21 protein-coding genes are annotated in these 21,653 nt (G+C 67.8%); 6 read left to right on the plus strand and 15 right to left on the minus strand.

Going from position 1 to position 21,653, the window contains the following annotated elements:
- Positions 1 to 151: 151 nt before the first annotated feature.
- From AC07OX_RS08045 to AC07OX_RS08070, 6 genes are read right to left on the minus strand one after another with little or no spacing between them, the layout of a single operon-like run.
- Positions 152 to 3,481 (minus strand): pilus assembly protein, encoded by a 3,330-nt coding sequence (locus AC07OX_RS08045; RefSeq protein ID WP_495260702.1) that lies wholly within the window; start codon positions 3,479 to 3,481, stop codon positions 152 to 154.
- Positions 3,475 to 4,026, minus strand: coding sequence for a pilus assembly PilX family protein (locus tag AC07OX_RS08050; RefSeq protein WP_492685937.1), 552 nt, complete (start codon positions 4,024 to 4,026; stop codon positions 3,475 to 3,477). Before AC07OX_RS08050 ends, AC07OX_RS08045 begins: the two co-directional genes overlap by 7 nt.
- On the minus strand, positions 4,023 to 5,078 hold the full coding sequence (locus AC07OX_RS08055; protein ID WP_495260701.1) for a PilW family protein: 1,056 nt from the start codon (positions 5,076 to 5,078) through the stop codon (positions 4,023 to 4,025). The genes AC07OX_RS08050 and AC07OX_RS08055 overlap by 4 nt, the downstream gene beginning before the upstream one ends.
- Positions 5,079 to 5,089: 11 nt before the next feature.
- Positions 5,090 to 5,707, minus strand: a complete 618-nt coding sequence (gene pilV / locus AC07OX_RS08060; RefSeq protein WP_495260700.1) for a type IV pilus modification protein PilV — start codon at positions 5,705 to 5,707, stop codon at positions 5,090 to 5,092.
- Complete coding sequence (locus tag AC07OX_RS08065) at positions 5,708 to 6,175, minus strand: GspH/FimT family pseudopilin (protein WP_495260699.1); 468 nt, start codon at positions 6,173 to 6,175, stop codon at positions 5,708 to 5,710.
- The gene (locus AC07OX_RS08070) at positions 6,166 to 6,597 is read right to left on the minus strand and encodes a type IV pilin protein (protein ID WP_495260698.1); all 432 of its coding nucleotides are present in this window, start codon (positions 6,595 to 6,597) and stop codon (positions 6,166 to 6,168) included. Before AC07OX_RS08070 ends, AC07OX_RS08065 begins: the two co-directional genes overlap by 10 nt.
- Positions 6,598 to 6,816: 219 nt before the next feature.
- On the opposite strand from AC07OX_RS08070, the gene AC07OX_RS08075 reads away from it, so the two are divergent.
- Together AC07OX_RS08075 and AC07OX_RS08080 are read left to right on the plus strand one after the other, a co-directional pair.
- Positions 6,817 to 8,889 carry a carbon starvation CstA family protein gene (locus tag AC07OX_RS08075; RefSeq protein WP_095744137.1) on the plus strand — a complete coding sequence of 691 codons (2,073 nt, stop codon included), beginning with the start codon at positions 6,817 to 6,819 and terminating at the stop codon, positions 8,887 to 8,889.
- A gap of 17 nt (positions 8,890 to 8,906) precedes the next feature.
- Positions 8,907 to 9,113, plus strand: a complete 207-nt coding sequence (locus tag AC07OX_RS08080) for a YbdD/YjiX family protein (RefSeq protein WP_062472123.1) — start codon at positions 8,907 to 8,909, stop codon at positions 9,111 to 9,113.
- A 53-nt stretch (positions 9,114 to 9,166) separates the two neighbouring features.
- Here AC07OX_RS08080 and AC07OX_RS08085 read toward each other — a convergent pair whose 3' ends face one another.
- Entirely contained in the window at positions 9,167 to 10,051 is an 885-nt protein-coding gene (locus tag AC07OX_RS08085; protein WP_070061628.1) for a LysR substrate-binding domain-containing protein, read from the minus strand.
- A gap of 70 nt (positions 10,052 to 10,121) precedes the next feature.
- Here AC07OX_RS08085 and AC07OX_RS08090 point away from each other — a divergent pair, with 70 nt between their 5' ends.
- The 3 genes from AC07OX_RS08090 to AC07OX_RS08100 all read left to right on the plus strand — a co-directional run bounded on the left by AC07OX_RS08090 (position 10,122) and on the right by AC07OX_RS08100 (position 12,246).
- Positions 10,122 to 11,174: a YeiH family protein gene (locus AC07OX_RS08090; protein WP_495260697.1), complete on the plus strand. Its 1,053-nt coding sequence runs from the start codon at positions 10,122 to 10,124 to the stop codon at positions 11,172 to 11,174.
- A gap of 105 nt (positions 11,175 to 11,279) precedes the next feature.
- Positions 11,280 to 11,699, plus strand: a complete 420-nt coding sequence (locus AC07OX_RS08095) for a sel1 repeat family protein (protein WP_492728966.1) — start codon at positions 11,280 to 11,282, stop codon at positions 11,697 to 11,699.
- An 82-nt stretch (positions 11,700 to 11,781) separates the two neighbouring features.
- Positions 11,782 to 12,246 carry a hypothetical protein gene (locus AC07OX_RS08100; protein ID WP_495260696.1) on the plus strand — a complete coding sequence of 155 codons (465 nt, stop codon included), beginning with the start codon at positions 11,782 to 11,784 and terminating at the stop codon, positions 12,244 to 12,246.
- A gap of 20 nt (positions 12,247 to 12,266) precedes the next feature.
- On the opposite strand, the gene AC07OX_RS08105 is transcribed toward AC07OX_RS08100, so the two are convergent.
- From AC07OX_RS08105 to AC07OX_RS08115, 3 genes are read right to left on the minus strand one after another with little or no spacing between them, the layout of a single operon-like run.
- Positions 12,267 to 13,097, minus strand: coding sequence for an urease accessory protein UreD (locus tag AC07OX_RS08105; protein WP_495260695.1), 831 nt, complete (start codon positions 13,095 to 13,097; stop codon positions 12,267 to 12,269).
- A gap of 9 nt (positions 13,098 to 13,106) precedes the next feature.
- Positions 13,107 to 13,634, minus strand: coding sequence for a nucleoside deaminase (locus tag AC07OX_RS08110; RefSeq protein ID WP_095744142.1), 528 nt, complete (start codon positions 13,632 to 13,634; stop codon positions 13,107 to 13,109).
- Positions 13,631 to 14,659, minus strand: a complete 1,029-nt coding sequence (locus tag AC07OX_RS08115) for an ABC transporter substrate-binding protein (protein WP_369631821.1) — start codon at positions 14,657 to 14,659, stop codon at positions 13,631 to 13,633. The genes AC07OX_RS08110 and AC07OX_RS08115 overlap by 4 nt, the downstream gene beginning before the upstream one ends.
- A 350-nt stretch (positions 14,660 to 15,009) precedes the next feature.
- Between AC07OX_RS08115 and AC07OX_RS08120 the strand changes: the two genes are divergently transcribed.
- Positions 15,010 to 16,083 carry an aromatic ring-hydroxylating dioxygenase subunit alpha gene (locus AC07OX_RS08120; protein ID WP_495260694.1) on the plus strand — a complete coding sequence of 358 codons (1,074 nt, stop codon included), beginning with the start codon at positions 15,010 to 15,012 and terminating at the stop codon, positions 16,081 to 16,083.
- 52 nt (positions 16,084 to 16,135) lie between these two features.
- Here AC07OX_RS08120 and AC07OX_RS08125 read toward each other — a convergent pair whose 3' ends face one another.
- The 5 genes from AC07OX_RS08125 to AC07OX_RS08145 form a co-directional block, all read right to left on the minus strand.
- A complete protein-coding gene (locus AC07OX_RS08125; RefSeq protein ID WP_495260693.1) occupies positions 16,136 to 17,641 on the minus strand; it encodes a carotenoid oxygenase family protein in 1,506 nt (501 codons plus the stop codon).
- 12 nt (positions 17,642 to 17,653) lie between these two features.
- Positions 17,654 to 18,091, minus strand: a complete 438-nt coding sequence (locus tag AC07OX_RS08130) for a DUF2141 domain-containing protein (RefSeq protein WP_070061637.1) — start codon at positions 18,089 to 18,091, stop codon at positions 17,654 to 17,656.
- A 145-nt stretch (positions 18,092 to 18,236) separates the two neighbouring features.
- Positions 18,237 to 19,346, minus strand: coding sequence for an AI-2E family transporter (locus tag AC07OX_RS08135; RefSeq protein ID WP_487850372.1), 1,110 nt, complete (start codon positions 19,344 to 19,346; stop codon positions 18,237 to 18,239).
- A 161-nt stretch (positions 19,347 to 19,507) separates the two neighbouring features.
- The gene (locus tag AC07OX_RS08140) at positions 19,508 to 20,215 is read right to left on the minus strand and encodes a GntR family transcriptional regulator (protein WP_062472095.1); all 708 of its coding nucleotides are present in this window, start codon (positions 20,213 to 20,215) and stop codon (positions 19,508 to 19,510) included.
- A gap of 5 nt (positions 20,216 to 20,220) precedes the next feature.
- The gene (locus AC07OX_RS08145) at positions 20,221 to 21,552 is read right to left on the minus strand and encodes a C4-dicarboxylate transporter DctA (protein WP_062472092.1); all 1,332 of its coding nucleotides are present in this window, start codon (positions 21,550 to 21,552) and stop codon (positions 20,221 to 20,223) included.
- Between the last annotated feature and the right edge of the window lie 101 nt (positions 21,553 to 21,653).

Below are 21,653 nucleotides of genomic sequence, written 5' to 3' on the forward strand. Positions count from 1 at the left end.
TTCGTCCGGCGGACCCCCTCGGCCGGCCCGGGTCAGGTCGCGGCGCAGGTGCCGCCGCTCGCCCGGGTGACGGTGGTGCGCCCGGTGGCGCTGATGCTCACGGCGCGCGACTGGTCGGCGCTGGGCGTGGCGCGGCAGAGGGTGATGCCTCTCAGCGGTCGGTTTCCCGATACCAATAGGTTCTCTTTCTCGTTGCGTTGAGAGGAATGATCGGCTTTTGCGCGCCGAGCCCTGAACTTCCGTCCGCGCCGGAGCCGCCGCCGCCGCCGATCAGAAACGGCAGCCGCCGATCCTTGCCGTCGACGGTGACCGTGACGACGCCGAACACCGGCGACGGCGCCAGCCCACCGCCGTGAAGCAGTTTGGAGGTCGTGGCGCCTGTCAGGAAATTGACGCCGTAGCTGCGCGCCGTGCCCAGGTTGGCCTGGCAGCTGGTGCTGCTTGGGACGATGGGCTGATTGGTGCCGAAGTAGACGATGCCGCCGACGGTGGTGGGCGCGTTCACGCCCTTTTCCCCCGCGCCGCCCAGGGTCACGTAGAAACCGCCCAGGGTGCCGTTGTAAGGGGCGGAGGCGGTGGCGTGGAACAGTGCGGCCGGTGCGACGTCCGCTGTGCTGCTGGTGTCGTCGCGCACGGGTGTCCAGCCGGCTCCGTCCCCTCCCACGTTGGTGTCCTTGATCATGTAGAAGCGGTTCACGATGCCGCTGGCTTTCTGGGTCAGCAGCGGATGCTCCCGGTCGCCTGTGATGTCCAGCACCACGTCATAGGTCTTCGTCAGCACCACATCGGGCGAGAAGAAGAACTTGCGCTTGGTTGCGCCGGTTCCGCCCAGCGCGGCGAGCTGGGTGGCCTGCCAGGTGCTCGCGTTGCCGCTGCCGGTCGGCTGGAGATCCACGCGCCAGATGTTGCCGCCGGTGTCGGCTGCGTAGAGCCGATCGATGTAGCCGTCGAAGTCGCGGTCAACCAGCGTGATGTCGGCCGGAATCGCGTAGTTCATGCCCGCCAGTTTGCAGGGGTTGCCGGTGCAGGTCGTGCCGCTTCCGCCCGGCCCGGCCTGCCACAGCAGGTTGCCGGTGACCGCGTCGAGGATGAAGATCCCCCGGCCCATGGTATCGGCTGCGGGCGGCTCGGCATCTTCGTTGGTGTCGTAGCCGGCACCGAAGATCAGTACCGGGTTCGCGTTGCCCTTGATCATCGCCACCTTCGGCTGCGACCAGGTCTGCCCGAGCTCCCCGAAGCCGGTGTCGGCGTTGCTGCGCTTCCACATGAACTTCGGATTGACCGGGTCGCTCACATCCAGCGCGTAGAGCAACCGCCCACCGCGACGCGCCGACAGGAAGAGATAGGCCGTGCCCGTGGCGCTGTTCTGGTAGACGCCTGGCGCACCATCGAAGAAATAGGTCTTTGCGACACCGGTGGTGGAACTGCCCAGCTTCAGCGCCGGGCTGTTCTGGTAGAGCCGCTGCAGACCGGGGTAGAACTCCGCAGGCACGAAGCTCCACAGTTCGCCGCCCGGGGGAACGCTGGCCGTGGCGCCGGTGGCGTCTTTCACGGAGATCGCGCAGGTAGGCGACAACGTGCAGTTGCCCTTCGGCTTGCTGCGGTCGGTGGGGTTGTTGGGCTGGTTGCCGTTGACGGCGCGGAACATGCCGTCGTTGGCGCCGTAGAACACCACCACGCCAGTCGTGCCGCCGTAGTCGATCACGGCGGGCCGCGAGTGCAGCACGTCGCCATGTACTGAGCCGCGAACCGTGATGCTGGTATCGGGGGGGCGGCTGGCCTCCGGGCCGGCGGCGGAGTCGCCGCTCGCGTAGGTGTCGTCGCCGCGCGCCCAGTTGATCAGGTTGGCGGCGGTCACCGAACTGGACGTGATGCCCAGCGCCGTTGCCGTGAGGTTTGCGTTGCTGACCTTGAATGGCATCGCACTCAGTGCCGTGTTGGCAATGCAGCTGCTGCCAACGCAGGTGTACACATTGCGCGACGTTGTCGCGCTCGCCGTCGAGGTCGAGGGGTAGGAGTCAGTCAGGTATTTGAGGCGGATCTGCTGCCCGACCCCGCCCTTCTCGACGATCTGCCCGTCTGCCCAGTCATGGCCATCGCTGGCGCCTTGCGCCTTGAACGCGTTGAGCCAGAAACCGCCCTTGGAGTCGGGCAGGGAACTGATGTCCTTGGCGCTCCAGAAGCTGACCGCCGTGGGTGAAATGAAACCTGTGCCCGCCGCGCTCAGCGCCCGGTTGGCGTTGGTGCCGGCGGAGTAGTTTCCCCACGAGGCGTCGGCGAGAAACAGCTGCGGCGCCGTCGGGTCGGTGGTATCCACGCCGAACTGGTACTGCTTGAGATTGCCCATCCAGCGCGGGTTCTCGCTGCCGTCGGGGCGGAACATGCCCATGTAGATCTGATTGACGTAGGTCCCCTGCATGTTGGCGCTCACCGGCAACACCGGCGCCGCGAACACGCTGTTGACGGCCTGCACGTCACTGAACACCCGACTGATGGCGGCGGCCAGTCCCTTGACGTCGCCGATCTGCACCACGAAATACTGCCCCCCTCCATGGGTGGCCATGCTGGCCATGAGCTGCTCGTACTCGGGATTGGTCCCGTCGCTCAGGATGATGGTGTAGGTGGTGATGCCCGGGTAGGGCGTCGTCAGGTTGGGCGAGGCCCCCGTGGACATGAAGTACGCCCACTCGTCGGAGTAGTCGGTTGCGTAGGGAGGTCCGCTCTTGGGGATCCTGTTCGGCGCAATCGGAGACTTCCATGCCAGCATCGGCAGCTGCGCCGGCAGGCTCGTCAGGCCTTGCGCCGCCTGCAGTGCATTGCCGCCCAGGTTCCCGCTGTCCTGCATCTTCTGGTTGTTGGTGGCCAGCGTGATGTAGAGGACGAAATTCCTGCCACAGGCTTGCTGGTTCGCCAGCCCCGGGTAGGTGGTGCCCGACAGGCCAGTCTTACCCTGGTAGAAGGCCCAGGCTTCCTGCATGGCCTGAGAAATCTGGTTGTTGTTGCTCTTGTCATCGGCAAGGCTCAGCGCCGCGACCCGCTTGAGCATCTTGTCGAGGCCCGTGTCATCCATCAGCTGCAGCGAGCTCGGCACCGGCGACGGTTTGGGCAAGACAAAAGTGCCGCCATCGGTCTGTCCGGAAGGAAAGTACATCAGGCCCAGGTTGATGTTGCCTTTGAGGGCCGCATCGGTGCCAACGGCCTTGATGGCGCTGTACAGCCCGCACTGCTCAAAGCCCAGGTTCTTCGTCGGGTCGTTCACCACCAGGTCGGGGTCGGAACAGGTGAAGGTCGAACTCGCACTCGCCGCCGCCGCGTTGTCGAGGATCATCAACAGGTTCGGCGCGCTGCCGCTGGTCGTGCCCTGATAGATGTCGATGTCGTCGGCTCGCGCCCCGGCGCTTGCCAGGGCAAGCAGTGCCAAGGCACCAAGCCGCCAGAAATTCGAAGGCCTCTTCATGTCCTGCTCCCATTCGATCAACATGCCGCACCTACCACGACGCGCACCGCGATGCCCTGGTGCGTGGTTGCCGCGGCTGCGCCACCTGCGGGCGGCGTGGCAGTTGCGTTGACTTCCCAGTTCGAGTTCGAGCACAGCGAATCGCCGCCCGTGCCCCCGCCGGCGATGCCCGTGTTCTGCGAGGCGCCGCTCACATAGCAGGGCTGGTCGCTGGCCTGGCTGGCGTCCAGCTCGCTGAGCTTGATGGGCTTGATGCCGGTACAAACGGGCGCCGGCACGGCGACGGTGTACGCTGAGCCGGCCTGGCCGCTGTTGTTGATGTCCACTGTGGTGGTGCTGGCCACCGGCATCGAGGTGAAGTCGGTGCTGATCGTCGCTTCGATCGCCTGCATCGCGGCCGCATTGGCTTCGTTCTCTGTCTGCATGTTGCCGACCAGCTTTGTGTTGACGGTGGTGACTTTGACGGCCGAAACGACCATGAGCGTCAGTACCACCAGGAAGATCATCGAGACCAGCAAGGTCGCACCCGATTGGCCTCGGCGGGCACAGCCATTTTTCAAACGGTTCATGGCACTTCTCTCTGGCCTGAGTTGTTGTAGAGGCGGGCAACCGTGCTGTAGACGTGCCGCTTGACGTGGTCGTTGAATGGGCCCGCCGTTGGCGTCGCCAGGCCAAGGTCGTAGGTTCTCCCGTCGATCCAGCCGCTGCTGGCTTCCGTGTTGCGCGCCAGCACGTGAATGCGGATTGCCATCACGTTGGCCCAATTGGTCGCGGCGGCCGTCCAGTCATAGGCGGGCGTTGTTTGTGGGCACACGGCAGCCGCGACTTCCGTCGTGGGAGGGCTGTCCGGATTGCTGGTATAGCAATCCGGCGAACCGTTGGCATCCATGTCGATGCCGTAGTCGAACTGAATGTTCTCGATGCCTTCCACCAGCGGCGTGATGGTCATTGCGCCGTTGAGGTACTCGGCCATCTTGAGCGTGGGCGTGGTGTCGGAGCCGCACGCGTTGCAGGTGCTCACGAAGTACACGTGCTGCACGATCTTGCGCAGCGGCGCGAGGTTGGCCGCAAGGCAGTCCTTCTGCCTCAGCGTGAAGCTCGCCGCCGAGGACCCGGTTGCCGCCACGAAGGGCAGCGAGTCATTCGTGCAGGTGGATATCTGCAGGTAGCGCTCGCCGCTGGCCACCGACGCCACGTTCACTGCGTTGGTGCTGACGCGCGTGACGACCAGCATGGCAGTGCCAGGCATGACGTGGTCGAGGCAACTCGGCACGCTGCCCAGCGCGTAGACCGGCAGGGGGACGCTGGAGGTGCCTGGACTCGTCGTCGCCGCGTAGCCCAGGTCCGTAGTGCCCGTGGGGCAAGCCACGGGCGTCATGTTGGCGAAAGCCGTGCTCGAGGATGCGCCGACAAAACCGGCGAGCTGTATGTCTTCGCTGAGCACCTGCAATGCGTAGCGCCCGTTGTCGATCTGCCGCGATGACTTGTCGAGCTCCGAGCGCGAACTCACGGTCGACACGAGCAGGCTGCTCAGGCCGATCAGAAGAAACAGGCCCAGGGTGATGGCCACCATCAACTCGACGAGCGTGAACCCGCGGCTGATCCGCCGACGGTGAACCATGGTTTGTGCCCTCACGACAGTGTCCCCATCCGAACCTTTGTGGTGACGACCCGGTGCAGTTTTTCATCGCCATAGCTGCCGTTGCCGCAGGGAAACGCTGTGCTGCCATCGGCCAGGGTCGGCGCGGCCGTCTTGGCGAGGCCTTGCCAGGACACGGCGATCATGTAGATGTTGTTGGCGGCATCGTCGAGGGTCACGCAGCCGATGGCGCCGATCATGGCGCCGAGCTTGGCACCCGACTGGATCTCGGCCTGTCCTTTGAGCATGTTGTCCCAGGCCGCAAGATCGGCCGTGGCTCGCGCCTGTTGCTGTGCATTGCCGACGGTGCAGTTCGCGGCCCCCGTGTTGCCGGTGCCCGTGCCCAGTTGCACACCGGTCGCCCCGTTGGAGTAGCAGCTCGCGACTTGCCGGTTGGCGTTGAGACGGTCCGACATGTCCTGTACGAGTTGCAGGGCCTGGATCCGCTGGTAGGACTCCATCTCGGCCAGGCTCGAGCGGCTGCTTACCCCCACCAGGCCGAGCAGGCCGAACAACAGGATGACGAGCGAGACCAGCACTTCGATCAGCGCGATCCCATGCTGGGGCGCGGCCACCTGGAGGCGACGGTTGGAAGAAGGACGGGACGACATCTAGCAGGCTCCTGCGTTGCTGCTCGGCACGCCGCTCAGGCCGATGGAGATGCAGCGCGAACTCACGCCGCTCACCGCGGCTGAGGGTGCGATGGTGAATTTCGTGCTCGCTGTCACGGTGCGGCCGTCCTTGCCGTAGGTGATGGCGCTCAGGCCCGCCGAGTCGGTGATGGAGAGGTTCTTGTAGGCCTCCTGGTTCTGGAACGTGAGGGTGCCGTCGCTCACCCTCCACCCGCCGTCCCAGTCGGTACCGACCTTGCGCAGGGAAACATTGCCGTTGCGGGTCACGGCCTGGCTTCGGGCCAGCGTGATGGCTGCCATCAGGTCGAAGGAGACGTTGCGAATGCGCTGGTTGGCAATGAATGCGCTGAAAGAAGGCGTCGCGATGGCAGCCAGGATTGCCATGACCGTGATGACCGTGACCAATTCGATCAGCGTGAAGCCGCGCGAGCGGCGCCCTACCAGCATCCTGCGACTCCGTTGGTGCCCGACGCGGTCTTTGTCCCCGTTTCGTCGATCGTCAGCGTTGCGCAGTCGGTATCCCTGGCGAGTTGACTGCCGATCGGCGTGGCCGTGACCGTGAAGCCCGGCAGCGTCGTTCCGGTCTTTGGAGCCGTCGCGACCGTGTAGTTGGACGACACATGGGAAGGGGCGCTCGAATTCAGCGCTGCAAGGTTGGCGGCGTAGGCCCGCGCATCCAGCAGATAGCGCTGCTGCAGGTTGGTGACCTCCAGCATGTAGCCCTGGGCCGCCGACCGGTTGGACCGAATGATGTAGCGCAGGTAGGACGGGTAGGCGATCGACGCCAGGATGGCCACGATGGCCACCGTGATCATGACCTCGATCAATGTGAAGCCGCGGGGGGCGCGTGCCTGCGAATGCTGGGTCATCGTGGACTCGTCAGAGATGTTTCACATTGTTATTGAATGTGAATTTATCACATCTAATGTGAGCGCAACGGATTTGCGGCGCTTCCGGCGGAGGCGATCCGGGCGTGGATAGGGGTTATCCATTAGGCAATTCCACCCGCCCGGCCCGCGCAGTCCGACGGATGCGGCCCGGCGGCGGGCGGGGAACACTCGCCCGGTTCATATCGAGGAGACATCCGCATGCCCAACATTCGCCGCCATCTGGTGTGGCTGGCCGTGGCCGTGCTCGGCGCTTTTGCGCTGGGCACCGTCGCCCTGAGCCGGGGAGAGAGCATCAACGCCCTGTGGGTCGTGACCGCCGCGCTCTGCACCTACCTGATCGCCTACCGCTACTACAGCCTGTTCATCGCCGACAAGGTGCTGGGGCTGGACGCCAACCGCAAGACGCCCGCGCACCGCCACAACGACGGCCTGGACTACGTGCCGACCGACAAGAACGTGCTGTTCGGCCACCACTTCGCGGCCATTGCGGGCGCCGGCCCGCTGGTGGGCCCGGTGCTCGCCGCGCAGATGGGCTACCTGCCCGGTTTGCTGTGGGTGCTGGCGGGCGTGGTGTTCGCGGGGGCGGTGCAGGACTTCATCATCCTGTTCATCTCCACGCGCCGCGACGGCCGCTCGCTGGGCGACCTGGTCAAGCAGGAGATGGGCGTGGTGCCCGGCATGATCGCGCTGTTCGGCACCTTCATGATCATGATCATCATCCTGGCGGTGCTGGCCCTGATCGTGGTGAAGGCACTGGCCGAATCGCCGTGGGGCAGCTTCACGGTGGCCGCGACGATTCCGGTGGCGCTGTTCATGGGCGTGTACCTGCGCTACATCCGCCCGGGCCGCATCGGCGAGGTGTCGGTGATCGGCTTCGTGCTGCTCATGGCGGCCATCTTCGGCGGCCAGTGGGTCAGCCAGCACCCGGTGTGGGGCCCGGCCTTCACCTTCGACGGCAAGGCGCTCACCTGGATGCTCGTGGGCTACGGCTTCGTGGCCGCCAGCCTGCCGGTGTGGCTGCTGCTGGCGCCGCGCGACTACCTGTCGACCTTCCTGAAGATCGGCACGATCATCGCGCTGGCCATCGGCATCGTGGTCGTGATGCCCACGCTGCAGATGCCCGCCATCACGCAGTTCGCGCAAGGCAACGGCCCAGTGTGGTCGGGCAGCCTGTTCCCGTTCCTGTTCATCACCATCGCCTGCGGCGCCGTCTCGGGCTTCCACGCGCTGATCTCTTCGGGCACCACGCCCAAGATGCTCGACAACGAGCGCCACGCGCGCTTCATCGGCTACGGCGGCATGCTGGCCGAATCCTTCGTCGCCGTGATGGCGCTGGTGGCGGCCTCGTGCATCGAGCCGGGCATCTACTTCGCGATGAACAGCCCGGGCGCGCTGGTCGGCACCACGGTGCAACAGGCCGCCGCAACGATCTCCGGCTGGGGCTTCGTGGTCACGCCCGAGATGCTGCTGCAGACGGCCAAGGACGTGGGCGAGACCACCATCCTCGGGCGCACCGGCGGCGCGCCGACGCTGGCCGTGGGCATGGCCCACATCCTTCACCAGGTGATCGGCGGGCAGGCCATGATGGCCTTCTGGTACCACTTCGCGATCCTGTTCGAGGCGCTCTTCATCCTCACGGCGGTGGACGCCGGCACGCGCGCCGGCCGCTTCATGCTGCAGGACCTGCTGGGCAGCTTCGTGCCCGCGCTCAAGCGCACCGACTCGCTGCCGGCCAATCTGATCGCCACCGCGCTGTGCGTGGCGGCCTGGGGCTACTTCCTGTACCAGGGCGTGGTCGATCCGCTGGGCGGCATCAACACGCTGTGGCCGCTGTTCGGCATCTCCAACCAGATGCTGGCCGCGGTGGCGCTGATGCTGGGCGTGGTCGTGCTGTTCCGCATGAAGCGCGAGCGCTACGCCTGGGTGGCGGCGGCGCCGGCCGTGTGGCTGCTGGCCTGCACGCTGACGGCGGGCTGGCAGAAGATCTTCTCGAGCGATCCGAAGATCGGCTTCCTGTCGCACGCGGCCAAGTACGCCGACGGCCTGGCCAACGGCGTGCTGATCGCGCCGGCCAAGACGCCCGAAGCCATGTCGCGCATCGTCTTCAACGACCGGCTCGACGCGGCGCTGTGCGCGCTGTTCATCTTCGTGGTGCTGAGCGTGCTGGTCTACAGCATCAAGGCTTGCCTCGCAGCCCGTGCGGCCAACCGGCCGACCACGCAGGAGACGCCGTTCGAGGCGATGGGCGCGGCCTCGTCCGCCGCCCACTGACCGGGCGCAAGCACGCCATGGGCCTCGCCATGCCGGAAGCCGGGCGCTACATCGCCCGCTCGATCAAGCAGTCGCTGCGGCTCATGGTCGGGCTGCCCGACTACGACGTCTACCTGACGCACATGGCGGCCACCCACCCGGACCGGGCGCCGATGAGCTACGAGGAATTCTTTCGCGAGCGGCTCGAGGCGCGCTACGGCGCGGGCAAGGGCCGCTGCTGCTAGCGGCAGCCGGCTGACAACGAAAAAGGGCGCACACGGTGCGCCCTTTTTCCATATCACGAGGCGTCGAGGATCTGCGCCATCCGCAGCGCCGCCGGCGAGAGCGGCCGGTTCTTGAGCGCCAGCCGGTACAGCGGCCGCGACAGCACCGCGCCCGGCAGCTTCAGCTCGCGCAGCGTGCCCAGCGCGAGCATGTCGGCCACCACCACGCGCGGCAGCATCGAGATGCCGACGCCGCTGGCCACGGTGCGCGCAATGGCTTCGTTGCTCGCCATTTCCATCCACGGCGGCGCGTCGATGCCGTGCGCCGCGCACAGCGCCTCGGTGGCCTGGCGCGTGCCAGAGCCCGGCTCGCGCAGGATCCAGTTCTGCCGGCCGAGCAGCGCGGCCGTCACGCCGCGCCGGGGCAGGGCGGCATCGGGCGGCGCGACGATGGCGAGCGGGTCGGTGGTCCATTCGCGCACGTCCACGCGCTCTTCGTCCACGCGGCCCTCGACCAGCGCGAGGTCGATGCGGCATTCGAGCAGCTGCTCGCACACCCACTGCGTGTTGCCGACCGTGACGCGCGGCACCACCGCCGGATAAGCGGCGCAGAAGGCCGCGATCTGCGGCGGCAGCCAGTAGCTCGCCACCGTGGTGCTGGCGCCCAGCGTGAGGCTGCCGCGCTGCACGCCGACGCGGGCACGCACGTCGTCCAGCGCCGCGCGCTCCATCGCGAAGATGCCGCGCGCATGCGTGAGCAGCGACGCGCCGGCCTCGGTGAGCCGAAAGCCCTTGCCCGCGCCGCGCTCGATGAGCGTCAGGTCGAGCTGGTGCTCCAGCTCGCGGATGCCCTTGGACACCGCCGGCTGGCTGATCCACAGGCCCTCGGCCGCGCGCGAGAAGCTGCCCGCCTCGGCCACGGCGACGAACAGACGCACCAGGTGCAGGTTCAGGGTCATAACTTAACTTCATGCATCGGTGAAGTTTATGTCTTTGACTCATGGGGTGTCGATTCCTAAGCTCGGGTCCATGTCCTCCCTTGCCGCCTCCTTGCCCGGTTTCTCCTTCGTTCGCCGCTGCGGCCCCGGCGTGTTGCTGTCTGCACTGCTGGCGGCCGCCGCCGCGCTGCTGGCCGAATGGCCGCCGATGGTGCACCTGGGCCTGAGCGCGCTCACGCTGGCCATCGCGCTGGGCATGGTGGCGGGCAACACGGTGTTCTCTGCGGTGTCGCAGCGCACCGGCGCCGGCGTGGACTTCGCGCGCAGCGCCTTGCTGCGCGCGGGCATCGTGCTCTACGGCTTTCGCATTTCGCTGAGCGACATCGGCGCCATCGGCTGGCCTGGCGTGCTGATCGCGATGGCGATGGTGGCGCTGACCTTCGGCCTCGCCGTGCGCATCGGCACGCGCTGGCTGGGGCTCGACCGCGAGACCGCCGCGCTCATCGGCGCGGGCAGCGCCATCTGTGGCGCCGCCGCCGTGATGGCCACGCAGCCTGTGGTGCGCGGCGAAGAGCACAAGGTGTCGATCGCCGTCGCCACGGTGGTGGTGTTCGGCACGCTGTCGATGGTGGCGTATCCGCTGCTCTATCCGTACCTCGGGCTAACGGAACATGCCTTCGGTCTCTTCGCGGGCTCCACCATCCACGAGGTGGCGCAGGTGGTCGCGGTGGGCGAAGCGGTCAGTCCGGGCGCGGCCAACGCGGCCGTGGTCGAGAAGATGCTGCGCGTGATGATGCTGGCGCCGTTCCTCATGGGCCTGTCGTTCCGCGTGGCGGCCTCGACGCCGGGCGCGGCGAGCCTGGGCGCGTGCTGGCGCCAGGTGCGCGTGCCATGGTTCGCGGTGCTGTTCATCGCCGTGAGCGCGGTGCATTCGCTCGACGTGCTGCCGCATGCACTCGTCGCCGCGCTGGTGCAGCTCGACACGCTGCTGCTGGCCACCGCCATGGCCGCGATGGGCCTGCGCACCAGCGCTGTCAGCCTGCGCAAGGCCGGGGCGCAACCGCTCAAGCTGGGGGCACTGCTGTTCGTGTTCCTGACGGTCGGCGGTTATGCGGTGAATGCGGCGGTGCTGGCGATGTTCTGAACGGGGGCTCAGGCGCCGCCTGAGGCGTCCTGCGTGAATTCCAGTTTCTCCTGCGCGCGCCTTCGCGGGACCATCGGTGCCACGCAACCCGTGGAGAAAAAACCGATGTCATCCGAACTCAACCAGATCGCCAGTTGGTCGCTGCGCTGGCGCATTGTCCTGTCAGGCGCGCTGTGCCTCGTCGCCGCCATCGCTGCGGCCAAGCCTTTCGATGTGAACACCGATCTGCAGACCGAGCAGCGCTACCAGCTCGCCCTCGAAGCGCAGGCCGCACGCGACTACCGCACGATGCTCGAGCAGCTGCGCCAGGCCGCCACCGAAGGCCATCCCGAGGCGCAGGAGATGCTCGGCATGGTGCTGCTGACGGGGCCCACGCTGTACGGATCGGCCGTGAAGGCCGACCGCTGCGAAGCGCGCACGTGGATGCTGCGCGCCGCCGGGCAGGGCAGCGAAACGGCCAGGGTGCAGCTGGCGTTTCTCAACAGGTTGCGCAGCGCGCCGTCCGGAAAGATCGCCTGCGGTTGATGGTGGGTGCGGTGCGGCCATACTCGGCGCTCCTTCACGAGCGCGCCGTTGCATGCCCACTCCTTCTTCTGCGAACCGACGCATGCGCACCGTGTCCTGGATGCTGTCCGCGCTCGCGCTCGCCGGGTGCACGGCAACAGGCAACAAGCCCGACGCGACCGTCACCCGGACCGCCGACGGCTACGAGGTCACGCTCTACGCCACCCGGGGCTTGATGGTGCATGACCCTGTGTCACTGATCTTCCACCGCAGCTACGAACTCGAATCCCGCATCCGGGTGCCGTCGATCGAAGGGCGCGTCGACGCAGCCGACGCCTCGGTGTACGAGGTGAGCGAGTTCGACAAGGCGGCCGAAAAGAAGGCGCCTTCCACGCACCCTGTCGACCTCCGGCTGCGGGAGCACTACGAGAAGGAGCGCAGGCCGCGTCTCACGGGCGCGCTCGTTTTCTCGGGCCACACGCTGACGGTCGACGTGCAGGCGGTGGGGCAAAGCAGTTCGTCCCCATACCCGTTCAACGGCACCTACCGCCTGAAGACACGACAGTAGCGGCGACGGCCGCCTGCTCCTCAGGTCGCCCAGATGCGCGGCGTGGCCGCCGGCAGTTGCCACAGCTCGCCGCGCCACGCCTGCCAGACCTGCCGCAGCAGCTGCATCGCGGGCTCGACCACCGGCGCGAGCACGCGCAGCACCACCACCTCCGCATGTGGGCTGGTCGCGCCCGCGCTCTCGTGCAGTTCGTGCACTTCGAGCAGCCCGCGCGCCTGCGCCAGCAGGGCCTCGCGCCGTGCCTTGGCCATCGGCGAGCCGGCCACGACGAACAGCGAGGCGAGGCAGCGGTGGCCGCCCAGGCCCAGCGGGCTTTGCAGCAGGCGGTGATCACTCGCATCGATGCGCCCACGCTCCAGCCACACGCCGGGCGCCTCGATGTGCTGCAGGTAGGTGCCGCGTTCGAAGGGCTGGTTGGCGTTGGGCAGGCCGAGTGCGCACACGTCCCAGCCGATCATCTCGGCACCCGGTGCGACCTCGAGCGTGAGCCGGTTCTCGGCCTGGCAGCCGCTGTAGCAGATGGCTTCGAGCGGCAACCATTCGAGCCGCGCGCCCGGTGCGAGCCGGATGCGCGTTCGCTGCAGCGCGGTCTCGCCTTCGGATCGGTAGAAGCGCGAAGCGCCGGGCGTGGTGATCAGGCCGTGGCTGCCGTCGGCGGCTTCGATGTCGATGTCGAGCGTGTCGCCGCCCACGAGGCCGCCCGGCGGGTGCACCAGCACGTTGTGGCACACGGCGTCGCCCTCGGGGTAGAGGCTCTGCAGGATGCGCAGCGGGCCGTCGTGGCGGAAACGGGCGACGCTGCGGTCGGCTTCTTTTTGGTAGGCGAGGTGGAGACGGGCGTGCCAGGGCATGCGGGGAGTCTAGGTCTTCCAGGCGCCGTCATGCGCGGCGGCGGCTTCGTCGATCAATGCCGGCCCGATGCATTCGATGGCATGCGGCGACGCGCGGAACACGTCGCGGCACGACAGCTCCGCATCGCGCTGGTCCTGCCGCTCGCCACGGAACACACGCAGCCGCTGCGCGTCGATGCCGAACACCACGCGGCCGATGTTCGACCAGAAGATCGCACCCGCGCACATCACGCAGGGTTCGCCCGAGGCATAGAGCGTGGCGCCCGCCAGTTCTTCGCGCGTGAGGCCGCGACCGGCCAGCGCGCGCAGCGCGTTCACCTCGGCGTGCGCGGTGCAGTCGCCGGTTTCGGCGTTGCTGTTCGCAGCCTCGGCCAGCACTTCGCCGGCGGCCGAAACGATGACCGAGCCGAAGGGCCGGTTGCCGCGCCGGCGCGCGGCGTGCGACCACACGATGGCCTTGCGCAGGTAGCGGCCGTCGCGCTCGTCGAGCGTGGTTTCTTCGGGGAGGGAAGGAGTGGGGTTTTCAGGAGGGGTCATGCCTTGGGTGCGGGAAGAAGGCGCTCGCTGCGCGCAGGCAGCATCGCGCCGTTGAAGAGGGCATCGGCCGAGGGCCGCGTCTTCAGGCCGAAGGTGTCGGCCACCTCGTCGACCTGCTGTTCGAGCGTGAGCTTGCGGATGTCGCCCAGCCCGTGGCCGCGCGTGTCCGCCGCGCCCACGTACTGCGCCGTGAGGCCCCAGCGTTCGAGTTCGACCTTCTCGTCCAGGATCGGTTCGCGCTGGCGCATGGCCGCGATGCTGGGCACCGGGTTGGCAAAGGTCTCGACGATCGCGCGGTTGGTGGCGCGCAAGAAAGCCGCCACCACCTTCGGGTTCTGCGCGATGAGGTTGCTGCTCGCCAGGATCGCGTTGCCGTACAGGTTGACGCCCGCGTCCGAATACTTGAGCACTGAGAGTTCCTCGGCCTTCATGCGCGCGAAGAGCGAGACGGCCGAGTCGTGGAAGTAGGTGGCGGCATCGACGTCGCCGCGCACCATCACGTTGTCGCGCGCGCTGAAGTCGGTGGTCTGCCACTGGAAGGCGTCGCCGCGCATGCCCTGTTTGCGCGCCACCATCGGCCAGGCGCGGCGCGTGGACTCGACGGCTGCGGCTGCCACCTTCTTGCCCGTGAGGCTCTTGAAGTCGCCGGTCACGCCGCGGTCCTTGCGCCCGATGATCACGAACGGTGCACGGTTGTAGTACTGGTACACGGCCTGCACCACCGGCGTGCCCGGGTTCTGTGCATTGAACTCGACCAGCGAGCTGATGTCGCCCAGGCCCAGTTGGTAGACGCCGCTCGCGATGCGGGTGATCGATGCGACCGAGCCGGCGCCGGTGTCGATCGTCACGTCCAGCCCCTCGTCGCGGTAGTAGCCCCTGGCCTGCGCCAGGAAGAAGGGCGCGGTCTGGCCGTTGATGCGGAAGTCGAGCGTGAACTTGAGCGGTGTGAGCTTGCCGCCCTGCGCGAACACGGCAGGGGCGGCGAGGGTGGCGGCAGCGGCGGCAAGAAAGGATCGGCGTTGCATGGTGGGGCCTCGGAGTCGGTGGTCTTGACGGATGCCTCCCACCGCGGGCGGGAGGCGCCTCAAGAGCAATTTCCGGGCGGGCGCACGGGGTTGGTGCGTGCGCTGCTGAACGCTTCTACTCTTGCTCGCTGTCTTGCATGAGGCATGCCAGGGTGCGGCGCTCGGGCATGGCGGCGCGGGGCTTGGAGGCGCGACAAGGGCGCGCCACAATCCGGGCGCGCTAATTGCAAGTCGATCGGCGCAGAGTAGAAGCGTTCAGCCTCGCGCATGCCGTTCATCAGGCATGCCGACGAAGCAGGAAATTGCTCTTTCACGTTCGTCCCCCCACGCAACAACGAAGGAGTTCGCCCATGCTCGTCACCCGACAACCCGTCTTCCGCAAGTTCTGGCATGCCGTCATGCCGCTCACCGAACTGGCCCACGGCCCCAAGCCTTTCCGGCTGCTGGGCGAAGACATCGTTCTCTTTCTCGACGCCGACGGCCAGCCGGCTGCCCTGCGCGACCGCTGCTGCCACCGCACCGCGAAGCTTTCGAAGGGCTGGTGCGTGGACGGCGAAGGCAAGGCCTGCGGGCAGGGCGCGATCCAGTGCGGCTACCACGGCTGGACCTACGACCGCAGCGGCCAGGTGGTGCGCATTCCGCAGTACGAGCCCGACCGCAAGATCTCGCCCGAGTACAAGACCACGGCCTACCCCTGCACCGCGCGCTACGGCTACGCCTGGGTGGCACTGGAGGACCCCATCGCCGACATCCCGGCCATTCCCGAGTTCGACGACCCGGGCTACCGCACCATCTTCCAGTTCTACGAAGAGTGGCAGACCAGCCCGATGCGCGCGCTCGAAAACTCCTTCGACAACTCGCACTTCAGCTTCGTGCACCGCGCCACCTTCGGTGTGGCCGCAAGCCCGAAGCCGAGCAAGTACGAGCTGGTGGAAAGCGAGTCGGGCTTCCATGCCGAGACGGTGATCGAAGCGACCAACCCGGCGAAGTTCCACGCCATCAGCGGCGTGACCGACGCGATCACCACGCGCCACATGCGCAACGCCTACTTCCTGCCGTTTTCGCGCCGCCTCGACATCGAGTACCCGAGCGGCATCCGCCACATCATCATCAACTGCTTCACGCCCATCGACGACGGGCGCATGCAGCTGTGCCAATGGCTGTTCCGCAACGACACCGAGGCCGATTGCGCGGCGCAGATGCTGATCGACTTCGACGAGGAGATCACGCGCGAGGACAAGGACATCCTCGAGTCGACCGACCCCGACGCGCTGGTCGACACGCGCCGGCGCGGCGTGGAGTACTCGATGGAGTCCGACCGCCCGGGCATGCTGATCCGCAAGCACCTGATGCAGCTGCTGGCCAGGCACGGCGAGGCGGAGGTGCACCGGGGCATGACGATCCCGATCGCAAAGGCCGCCTGAACGCGTGACCGCTGCAGGCCCCGCGTGCGCGTGGCCCGCAGCGGTCGGGGGTTCAGGCCTTCACGAAGGCGCCGTGCAACCCCAGCGGCAGCGCGTAAGGCAGCGTCGCCTGCGCCACCGGCCCGGCGGCCAGGTGGTCGGCGGCGAAGCACGACAGCACTGTGCGCTGCCGGCCGAAGTCGAGCGCCGTGCCCAGCACCCAGCCGGCCTTGGCGCCGTCTGGCACGAAGACGTGCTCTTCCACGATGGCCTGCGCGCCGTAGCTGAAGCGCTGGCTGCGTCCGCTCTCGATGTCGGTGCGCGCAACGGCGCCGAAGCCGGGCACGTCGGCGCGCGTCTGTGTGGCGTGCACGACCTGGCGGTGGCGCAGGCCGACGCGGCGCGGGTCGATGCGGGGGAACTCGGCTTCCAGCGGCAGTTCCCGCTGCGTGGCCTTGCCCGTTCCCAGGTCGAGCGTGGCGACGGTCAGGCGCGGTTCGTTGCGGCGCACGCGGCGCGCGCGCATCACCTCGCGGTTGCTGGTGAACACCGACTCGGCGTTCTGCGTGCGCACGTAGTCGATGTGGATGCGCGCACCGCGCGGCGTGTCTTCTTCCCATGCATTGCCGACGTGGAACAGGAAGCCGGCCGGCAGCTCGAGCAGCTGGCGCTTCTCCCAGTCCTGCTTGTCGACCACCAGCGCGCGCATGCCGAGTTCGGGCCGCCATACGTGGGCGTCGAGAAAGCTCGCGCCGGCCTCCTTGCGCTTGCTGTCGTACACCAGCGGCGGCATGAGGAACACGAGGTGCCGCGCGGTCACGGCGAAGTCGTGGACCATGGGCAGCTCGGGCACCGGCACCACGGCCGCGCGGCGCAACGCGCCGCCGGGCGCGATCTCGTACAGCGCCAGCAGGCTCTGGCCAGAGCTCACGCCGAAGTTCCACACCGTGCCGTCCGGGTCGACCTTGGGGTGCGCCGAGAAGGGCATGCCCGCAAGGTCGGCGCGCCAGGTCTTCACGCCCAGCGTGTCGAGCGTGCGCGCGTCGATGCGCGTGGCCGAACCGCCTTCCCACAGCGCCAGCACCTCGCCCTGCATCGGCAGCACGCTGGTGTTGGCGACGTTGATGGCGTCGGCCGAGGTGGGCGGCTCCACGCCCGGCGGCATGGTGCCGAAGGCTTCGGTGAGGTGGCGGCCGGCCTTCACCTCGGCCACGCGCTTGGGCGTGGCGACGTAGCGACCCTGGTGGCGCACGTCGGCCCCTTCGATGACGAAGCGATGCACCATGCCGTCGCCGTCGAACCAGTGGTGGTAGCGCTCGCCGCCCAGGTCGTGGCCGGCCGGTCCGATGCGAAACAGCGTGCCGGCGACGGCGTCGGGGAAGCGCCCGCGCACGGTGGCGCGGGTCAGCGGCAGGTCGCCCGGCGGTGTGGCGAAGCCGATCTTCCAGGGCGCGTCGGCGGCTTCGAACTGGGCTTGCCAGTCATCGGTGGTGCCGGCCGCGCGTGCGAGCGGGGCGAGCAGGGGCAGGGGCAGGGCGCCGGCCGTGGCCAGCAGGCGCAGGAGTTCGCGTCGTTCCATGGCCGTGTCTCCTCAGCGCAGGTGGATGACGGCCTGCGCGTCGGCGTCGATGCGCAATGCCGCGGCCTCGAAGTCGGGCGCGCCGCGGTTGCCCTTGGCGTCGTTCGAGAAGCCGTAGCGTTCGATCGGCATGCCCACCAGGTTGGTGTCGAGCTTGCCGTTGCCGTTCTCGTCGGCGAACACGCGCAGCGCGTAGCGGCCCGGCGCCAGGTCGGTGAAGACGAAGCGGGCCTTGCCTTCGCGCAGGGGCGCGGTCTGCGAGGCGACGGCCTTGCTCTCGGCGTAGCTGGCGGCGTCGTTGTACAGCGCGACGTAGAGCGTGGCGCCGGCGGCCGGGCCGTCGGCGATGCGCAGGTTCAGGTCGGCGGCCAGGGCGCCGAGCGGGGCGAGCGCGGCAGCGGCGATCAGGCCGCGCGCGGCGGGGCGGGAGAGGAAAGCGGGAAGGTGCATGGCAGGCCTCGTGGTGGGTGGAGGGCCCGACGATCCCGCAGTCGCCGGGCGGTGCCCAGCGTCATGCGACGGAATGCGTGATTGCGCGCGCGAAATGCGCGCAGAAGGAGCGAACGCCGCGGCCCGGGAAGGGCCGCGACCGGTGTCAGGCCTTGTCCTGCCCGTTCTTCGGGGCTTCTACGGCTTCTTCGGTTGCGTGCCCCGTGCCCACATGGCCCGAGTCCGCAAAGAGGCTCCAGGCCGCCATGAACAGCGCCGCGATCACCGGCCCGATCACGAAGCCGTTGATGCCGAAGATCGCCATGCCGCCGATGGTCGACATCAGCACGATGTAGTCGGGCATCTGCGTGTCCTTGCCCACCAGCACGGGGCGCAGGATGTTGTCGACCAGGCCGATCACGAACACGCCGATGAAGATCAGCACGCCGCCCTGCCAGAAGTGCCCGGTGGCCAGGTAGTAGATGGCCACGGGGCCCCAGATCAGCGCCGCGCCCACGGCCGGCAGCAGCGACAGGAAGGCCATCAGCACCGCCCACAGCAGCGCGCCTTGCACGCCCAGGAACCAGAAGGCCAGCCCGCCGATGGTGCCCTGCGCAATGGCCACGGCCACGTTGCCCTTCACGGTGGCACGGATCACGGTGGTGAACTTGTTCAGCAGGTAGTGCGTGTGCGGCTTGGCCAGCGGCAGCGCGTCGCGCATGGTTTTCGAGAGCGACGTGCCGTCGCGCACCAGGAAGTACAGCAGGTACAGCATCACGAAGAAGCTCACCACGAAGTCGAAGGTGTTCTGCCCGATGGCCAGCGCCTGGCTGGCGATGAGCTGGCTGGCCTGGCCCGCGATGGCCGAGACGCGCGCCTGCCAGGCCGCCATGTCGCCGAGGTTGAAGCGCTCCACGATGTTCAGCAGCCACTGCGGCGTGGCATTCAGGATCTGCTGGAAGTAGGCCGCGAAGTTGATCTGGCCCGAGCGGATGCTCTGCGTGATCAGCGCGATCTCCTGCACCAGCGACACGCCCACCATCGCCAGCGGCAGGATCACGATGAACAGGCAGATCGCCAGCGTGGACATCGCGGCCACGTTGCGCCGGCCGGGCATCTTCTTGAGCAGCCACTTGAACAGCGGCGTGAACAGAATCGCCAGCGCCACCCCCCAGAGCACCGCGCCGAAGAACGGCATCAGCACCCACAGAAAGGCGACGGTGACGGCGGCAAGCAGGGCGAGGAAGACGCCGCGCTGGAGTTGGGGAGAGTTCATAAGTGTCTCGGACTGTAGCCGAGCCGGAACCCGCCGCTGTGTCAGTCGGCGCGCCCTTGTGCGGCGCAACAGGGTTGCCCAAGAAAAACGCCGCAGGCGCAGGGCCGGCGGCGGGTGTCAGCTATGCAATCGATAGCTGATGGCGGCACAAATGCACAGCTTCAACGCCTGGCGGCACGCGGCAGCGCCACCGGCGCGAGCGTGGCGCGCAGCCGGCTCGGCGCGTCGGGCTCGGCGGTGGCGTCGACTTCCAGCGCCCGTTCGACATTGCCGATGTGGTCGAGCATGAGCTGGCGCGCCTGCTCGATGTTGCCGGCCTCGAGCGCCGCGACGATGGCGCCGTGCTCCGCGCACGACTGTCCGGCCTCGTGCTTCGATTGGTAGAGCGTGGCGGCCAGCGTGGTGCGCGCCGTGAGGTCGCGCAGCACGTCGACCAATAACTGGTGGCCCATCTGCTCGGCCAGGCAGACATGGAAGTCGGCCAGCAGGAAGGCGCGCGTGGCGGCGTCGGCGCCTTCGATGGCGCGCTGCTCGTCGGCGATGTGATCGCGCAGCTTGCGGATCACCTGGCCCAGCGGCCGGCCTTCGCTGGCGGCCAGGATGCCGGCCTCGACGATGCGGCGTGCCGAGAAGGCGTCGCGCGCTTCTTCGGCCGAGGGCTCCACCACGTACCAGCCGCGGCGCGACTGCACCTCGACGAAACCGCGCGCCTGCAGCTGCATCAGCGCCTCGCGCACCATGGTGCGGCTGACCGAGAAGTTCTCGGCCAGCGCCTGCTCGCCGAGCCGGTCGCCGGGCGCGAGCTTCTGCGCGAGGATGGCCTCGACGACGCGTTCGGCGATGGCGGTGGGGCTGACGTCGGCGGGCATTTTTTTCAGTGGGCGGTGGAAGCGGCGGTGCCGGTGTTTACCACGGGCGCCTCGGCCAGCGGCTCGTCGTCGGGCGAATAGGTGCCGTCGAGCACGGCATGGGCACGTTCGCGGTCGATGTCGCCTTCCCACGCGGCGATCGCCACGGTGGCCACGCAGTTGCCGATCAGGTTGCCCAGCGCGCGGGCGATGCCCATGAACCAGTCGACCGACAGCACCAGCACCAGGCCGATGGCGGGAATCGCCGGAATCGCATGCAGCGTGGCGGCCAGCACCACGATCGCCGAGCCCGGCACGCCGTGCGCGCCCTTGGAGGTGACCAGCGCAATCGCCAGGATGGTCAGCAGGTCGGCCATCGAGATCGGCGTGTTGGTGGCCTGCGCGATGAACACCGCCGCCAGCGTGATGTAGATCGAGAACGCGTCGAGGTTGAACGAGTAGCCCGTGGGAATCACCAGGCCCACCGTCGAATCGCGGATGCCCATGCGGCGCAGCTTGGCCATGATCTGCGGCAGCACGCTGTCCGACGAGGTGGTGGCGAAGACGATGGCCAGCTCTTCGCGCAGGTAGCGCAGCAGCTTCCAGAGGCTGAAGCCCGACATGCGCATCACCAGCCCGAGCACCACGAACACGAAGACCAGCACCGCGCCGTAGAAGAGGGCGACCAGCATGCCCAGCTGCTTGAGCGAGCCGATGCCGTACTTGCCGACCGTGAAGGCAATGGCGCCCAGCACGCCCAGCGGCGCCAGCTTGATGATGATGCCCATGATCTTGAACAGCACCAGCGAGAGCGCGTCCACCACCGCCGCCACCGGCGCGCCGCGATCGCCCAGCAGCGACAGCGCGCAGCCGAACAGCACCGCGAACAGCAGCACCTGCAGCACGTCGCCCGTGGCGAAGGCGGCCACCACCGTGGTGGGGATGAGCTTCATCAGGAACTCGACCGTGCCGCCGCTGGTGAGCTTGTCGGCGTTCGAGGCGTACGCGCTCATCGCGCTGGCGTCGAGCGCCTTGGGGTCGACGTTCATGCCCACGCCCGGCTCGAACACGAAGGCCAGCACCAGGCCCATCGCCAGCGCGATGGTGGTCAGCACCTCGAAGTAGATCAGCGCCTTCACGCCGACCCGGCCCACGCGCTTGAGGTCGCCCGCGCCGGCGATGCCGTGCACCACCACGCAGAACACCAGCACGGGAATGATCATCTTGATCAGCTTGATGAAGCCGTCACCCAGTGGCTTGAGCTTGGCGGCGAACTCGGGCGCAAAGAGGCCGACGAGCACGCCGATCACCAGTGCGATGACCACCTGTCCGAAGAGCGATTTGGCAAAGCGAGGCATGGAAATCTCCTGTCGTTGTCGTGTCGAGGTTTTGCATGCAAGGATCGCTTTTTCTTGCATACAAGAACTGTAGGCAAGAAGATTGCAGGGGGTTCAGAGGG

It is taken from the genome of Variovorax sp. GW821-FHT09D07 (assembly GCF_059416345.1).

Coding starts and splice junctions, on each gene's coding strand:
- AC07OX_RS08045 (WP_495260702.1), bottom strand. CDS start 3,481: ATGTTGATCGAATGGGAGCAGGACATGAAGAGGCCTTCGAATTTCTGG.
- AC07OX_RS08050 (WP_492685937.1), bottom strand. CDS start 4,026: ATGAACCGTTTGAAAAATGGCTGTGCCCGCCGAGGCCAATCGGGTGCG.
- AC07OX_RS08055 (WP_495260701.1), bottom strand. CDS start 5,078: ATGGTTCACCGTCGGCGGATCAGCCGCGGGTTCACGCTCGTCGAGTTG.
- pilV (WP_495260700.1), bottom strand. CDS start 5,707: ATGTCGTCCCGTCCTTCTTCCAACCGTCGCCTCCAGGTGGCCGCGCCC.
- AC07OX_RS08065 (WP_495260699.1), bottom strand. CDS start 6,175: ATGCTGGTAGGGCGCCGCTCGCGCGGCTTCACGCTGATCGAATTGGTC.
- AC07OX_RS08070 (WP_495260698.1), bottom strand. CDS start 6,597: ATGACCCAGCATTCGCAGGCACGCGCCCCCCGCGGCTTCACATTGATC.
- AC07OX_RS08075 (WP_095744137.1), top strand. CDS start 6,817: ATGCCCAACATTCGCCGCCATCTGGTGTGGCTGGCCGTGGCCGTGCTC.
- AC07OX_RS08080 (WP_062472123.1), top strand. CDS start 8,907: ATGGGCCTCGCCATGCCGGAAGCCGGGCGCTACATCGCCCGCTCGATC.
- AC07OX_RS08085 (WP_070061628.1), bottom strand. CDS start 10,051: ATGACCCTGAACCTGCACCTGGTGCGTCTGTTCGTCGCCGTGGCCGAG.
- AC07OX_RS08090 (WP_495260697.1), top strand. CDS start 10,122: ATGTCCTCCCTTGCCGCCTCCTTGCCCGGTTTCTCCTTCGTTCGCCGC.
- AC07OX_RS08095 (WP_492728966.1), top strand. CDS start 11,280: ATGTCATCCGAACTCAACCAGATCGCCAGTTGGTCGCTGCGCTGGCGC.
- AC07OX_RS08100 (WP_495260696.1), top strand. CDS start 11,782: ATGCGCACCGTGTCCTGGATGCTGTCCGCGCTCGCGCTCGCCGGGTGC.
- AC07OX_RS08105 (WP_495260695.1), bottom strand. CDS start 13,097: ATGCCCTGGCACGCCCGTCTCCACCTCGCCTACCAAAAAGAAGCCGAC.
- AC07OX_RS08110 (WP_095744142.1), bottom strand. CDS start 13,634: ATGACCCCTCCTGAAAACCCCACTCCTTCCCTCCCCGAAGAAACCACG.
- AC07OX_RS08115 (WP_369631821.1), bottom strand. CDS start 14,659: ATGCAACGCCGATCCTTTCTTGCCGCCGCTGCCGCCACCCTCGCCGCC.
- AC07OX_RS08120 (WP_495260694.1), top strand. CDS start 15,010: ATGCTCGTCACCCGACAACCCGTCTTCCGCAAGTTCTGGCATGCCGTC.
- AC07OX_RS08125 (WP_495260693.1), bottom strand. CDS start 17,641: ATGGAACGACGCGAACTCCTGCGCCTGCTGGCCACGGCCGGCGCCCTG.
- AC07OX_RS08130 (WP_070061637.1), bottom strand. CDS start 18,091: ATGCACCTTCCCGCTTTCCTCTCCCGCCCCGCCGCGCGCGGCCTGATC.
- AC07OX_RS08135 (WP_487850372.1), bottom strand. CDS start 19,346: ATGAACTCTCCCCAACTCCAGCGCGGCGTCTTCCTCGCCCTGCTTGCC.
- AC07OX_RS08140 (WP_062472095.1), bottom strand. CDS start 20,215: ATGCCCGCCGACGTCAGCCCCACCGCCATCGCCGAACGCGTCGTCGAG.
- AC07OX_RS08145 (WP_062472092.1), bottom strand. CDS start 21,552: ATGCCTCGCTTTGCCAAATCGCTCTTCGGACAGGTGGTCATCGCACTG.